A 4,296-nucleotide genomic window follows, 5' to 3' on the forward strand; every position below is an offset into this window, starting at 1 on the left:
CCGCTTGGTTTGGGGGGGCGCGGCGCCTTTCCGACGGTGTCGGCCGGCTGTCAGGCGTACTGGGCGACGAGGCTGCGCGGGCGGATGTCGGTCCAGTGGGCGGTGACGTACTCCAGGGCTTCGCCCCGGTCACCGGGGCCCCAGACGCTGGTCCAGCCGGCCGGGACGGCGGCGAAGGCCGGCCACAGGGAGTGCTGCCCCTCGTCGTTGACGACGACGTGGAAGGTGCCCTCGGCGTTGTCGAACGGGTTGACGGAATCGCTCATGACTGGCTCCTCATTTCCTTCTTCTGCAGGGCGGAGAGCTTCTCCGAGATGATGCTTCCGATAAGGGCGAGTGGTTCCGGTTTGGCCATCCTGAGATGGCCGCATTCCAGGGTGTGGTTCTCGACGATTCCCTCGGCGAAGGGAATCCAGGTGGCCGCGAGAGCGCCTTCCGGCTCCCCTTGGCGGCGGGCGGTGAAGAACAGCACGTCGGTGTCGGCGCGGCCGGGGACGTGCCGGGCCATGAGCCGGGCGTGGTTCTCGGAGGCGGCGAGGACGGCCCGGAGTTCGGCGGTGCTGAAGCCGGCGAGCACGGGGTCCTCGCGGCGGATCCGCTCCACCGCCGCGGCGAGGTCGCCGGCGGGGGTCCGGCCGGGCCGGTCCCCCGGCTCCGGGGCGGGGCGGTCCTCGGGCGGCGGGACCGGGACGCTGCCGGGGCCGGTCTGGTGCACGTCCATCAGGGCGAGCAGTTCGACGCTCTCGCCGGCCTCGCGGAGCCGTACGGCCATGGTGTGGGCGACCAGGCCGCCGAAGGACCAGCCGAGCAGCCGGTAGGGGCCCCAGGGCTGGACCTGCCGGATGCGTTCCAGGTAGGCGTCGGCCATCTCCTCGACGCTCTCCGGCCGGTGGCCCGGGTCGCTCAGGGCGCGGGCCTGGAGGGCGTAGAGCGGCTGGTCGGGGCCGAGGTGCCGGGCGAGGCCCGCGTAGGCCCAGCCGACGCCGGTGCCGGGGTGGACGCAGAAGAGGGGGCGGCGGGCACCACCCGGACTCAGGGGCAGCAGCACGCCGAGCGCGGAGGCGGACGCCCCGGCGGCCGGGCCGTCGCCGAACGGATCCTGGTCGCCGCCGAGGAGACCGGCGGGGGTGGGGGCGCGGAACAGGTCGCGGACGGTCCGCTCGACGCCGAGGACACCGCGCATCCGGTTGACGAGGCGGACGCCGAGCAGCGAATGCCCGCCGAGCGCGAAGAAGTTGTCGTCGACGGAGACCCGGGGAACGTCGAGGATCTCGGCGTAGAGCGCGCAGAGCACCTCCTCGCGGGCGTTGCGCGGCGGGCGTCCGCCCGGCGCGGCGGCGGGCCGGCGGGGCGCGGGCAGGGCCGTACGGTCCGGCTTGCCGTTGGCGGTCAGCGGGAGGGCGTCGAGGACGACGACCGCGGCGGGCACCAGGTGGCCGGGCAGCACCCGGCGGGCCTCGGCGAGGAGTTCGGCCTCGGTGACGGTGTCACCGGCGCGCGGGACGGCGTAGGCGACGAGGCTCTTGTCGCCCGGGCGGTCCTCGCGGACCACGACGAGGGCCTGGCCGACGGCCGGGTGGGCGGCGAGGGCCCGCTCGATCTCGCCGGGTTCGATCCGCACGCCGCGCAGCTTGACCTGCCCGTCCGCCCGACCCAGGAAGCGGAGTTCGCCGTCGGGGGTCCACAGGACGCGGTCACCGGTGCGGTACATGCGGCTGCCGTCCGCCTCGAAGGGGTCGGGCACGAACCGTTCGGCGGTGAGGCCGGGGCGGCCCACGTAGCCCCGCGCGAGGTGCCCGCCGGCGATGTACAGCTCACCCGGCACGCCCGGCGGGACGGGGCGCAGGGTCTCGTCGAGGACGTGGCTGCGGGTGTTGTCCATGGGGCGGCCGAGGTGCAGGCCGGTGCCGCGCAGCTCGCGCTGCCGGGTCGTGAACCACTGGTTGTGGGAGGCGAAGGTGGTCTCGGTGGGGCCGTAGGAGTGGACGAGAACGGTGTCCGGGCAGTGGGTGAGCACGCGCTGGACGGCGGCGGGCGAGGCGACGTCGCCGCCGGTCCAGACCTCGCGCAGGAGGCGGAGGGTGTCCAGACCCTCGTCGGCCATGACGTGGAAGAGGCCGACGGTGAAGTAGGCGGTGGTGACGCCGTGGTCGCGTACGGTCCGGGCGGTCTCGGCGAGGTCGGTGCCGTCGCCGCGCATCAGGACGAGGCAGCCGCCGGCCAGGAGCGGGGCCCACAGTTCGAAGACGGAGGCGTCGAAGCCGGTCGCGGAGTGCACCAGCATGCGCCGGCCGGGGCCGAAGGAGAGGTCGCGGTCGGCGGCGAGCTCCACCACGTTGCGGTGGGTGACGCCGACGCCCTTGGGCCGGCCGGTGGAGCCCGAGGTGAACATCACGTACATCAGGTCGTCCCCGGAGGCGGCCTCCTCCCCGCCCGGCGCCTCGGCCACGGGGTCCGCCGCCGGCGCGTCCACGAGGAGCACCCGTACGCCCTCCGGCCGGGAGTGCGCGCGGTCGGTGGCCACGAGCCGGGCGCCGGAGTCCGCCAGGAGGAGCCGGAGGCGGGCCTCGGGCAGGCGGGCGTCGAGCGGCAGGTAGGCGGCGCCGCACTTGAGCACGGCGAGCGCGGTCACGACCAGGGGGACCCCGCGGTCGAGCAGCACGCCGACGGTGTCACCCCGGACCGCGCCGGCGGCGCGGAGCCGGGCGGCCAGCGCGTCGGCGCGGGCGTCGAGTTCCCCGTACGTGACGGTCTCGGCGTCCGTGACGAGGGCGGGCGCCCCGGGGGTGCGGGCGGCGCGGCGGGCGACGAGGGCGTGGACGGTTCCCGGTTCGGCGACGACGGTGGCGGTGTCGTTGTAGGCGTCGACCAGCTGGAAGCGGTCGGTCTCGGTGAGCAGGGGCAGCTCCCCGAGGCGTACGGAGGGGTCGGCCGCGGCGGCGCGCAGGGTGCGTTCCAGGTGGGCGGCGAGGAGGGTGGCGGTGGGGGCGTCGAAGAGGTCGGTGGCGTATTCGAGTCCGCCGGTGAGGCCGGCGGGCCGGCCGTCTGCGTCCCGCCGCTCGTCCAGGGCGAAGGTGAGGTCGAACTTGGTCGTGACGGTGGTCAGGAGCGCGGGGCCGTCCGCCCGGAAGAGGTCCTTCGCGGCGGCGGTGCCCGCGACGCCGCGGGTGTAGTCGTGGTGGAGCTGGACGACGACCTGGGCGAGCGGGTGGTGGGCGGTGGTGCGGGGCGGGTTGAGATGTTCCACGACCCGGTCGAAGGGGAGTTCCTGGTGGGCGTAGGCGGCGAGGTCGGTGCGCCGGACGCGGTCGAGGAGTTCGGTGAAGGCGGGGTCGCCGGAGGTGTCGGTGCGCAGGACGAGGGTGTTGACGAAGAAGCCGACGAGTCCGCCGAGGAGTTCGTCGTCGCGGCCGGCCGTCATGGTGGCGAGGGGCAGGTCGGTGCCGGCGCCGTGCCGGGTGAGGACGGCGGCGAGTGCGGCCTGCAGCACCATGAAGAGGGTGGCGCCGTTGTCGCGGGCGAGGGTTTCCAGGGCCTCGTGGGTGGCGGCGTCGACGGTGATCGGGGCGCGGGCCCCGCGGTGGCTCGCCTCGGCGGGGCGGGGGCGGGCGGCGGGCAGGTCGAGGGCGGCGGGGGCGCCGGCGAGGGTCCGTTCCCAGTAGGCGCGGTGGGCGTCGGCCCCGGGGCCCGCGAGGAGTTCGTGCTGCCAGAGGGTGTAGTCGGCGTACTGGACGGGCAGCGGCGCCCACGCGGGGTCGTGGCCCTCGGCGCGCGCCCGGTAGGCGGTGGCGAGGTCGGCGAGGAGCGGGCCGGTGGACCAGCCGTCGGCGGCGATGTGGTGGACGAGCAGGACGAGGACCTGCCCGGAGCCGTCGTCGGGGGTGAGGAGGGTGGCCCGCAGCGGGGTCTCCTCGGCCAGGTCGAAGACGTGGCCGGCGGCCTCGGCGGCCTCGGCGGCGAGCCGCCCGGCCGGGACGGTCCGGTGGTCGAGGGCGGGGCGGACGCCGGTGAGGACCTGCTGGTGGGGTTCGCCGTCGACGGCCCGGTAGCGGGTGCGCAGCACCTCGTGCCGGTCGGAGAGATCGGTGAGGGCGGTGGCCAGGACGGCCGGGTCGAGGGGTTCGGCCGGGCGCAGGACGAGCGGGATGTTGTAGGAGGCGCTGGGGCCCTCGAGGGTGTCGATGAACCAGAGCCTGCGCTGGGCCGACGAGAGGGGGAGACGGTCGGGCCGGTCGGTGCGCGCCACGGGCCGGGTGCGGGCGGTGGCGGCTCGGGTGCCTTCGGCGCCGGGGGCGG

At 75.8% G+C, this 4,296-nt stretch carries 2 protein-coding genes; both read right to left on the reverse strand.

All coding sequences use genetic code 11. From position 1 onward, the window contains the following. Positions 1-50: 50 nt before the first annotated feature. The gene (locus RIF68_RS28765) at positions 51-266 is read right to left on the reverse strand and encodes an MbtH family protein (protein ID WP_309054216.1); all 216 of its coding nucleotides are present in this window, start codon (positions 264-266) and stop codon (positions 51-53) included. Next, on the reverse strand, positions 263-4,296 hold a 4,034-nt coding region (locus RIF68_RS28770; protein ID WP_309054217.1), incomplete at its 5' end, for an amino acid adenylation domain-containing protein. The genes RIF68_RS28765 and RIF68_RS28770, both read right to left, overlap by 4 nt.

The organism is Streptomyces sp. (assembly GCF_031178505.1).
In the GTDB taxonomy this organism is placed as follows: Bacteria; Actinomycetota; Actinomycetes; order Streptomycetales; family Streptomycetaceae; genus Streptomyces; species Streptomyces gulbargensis.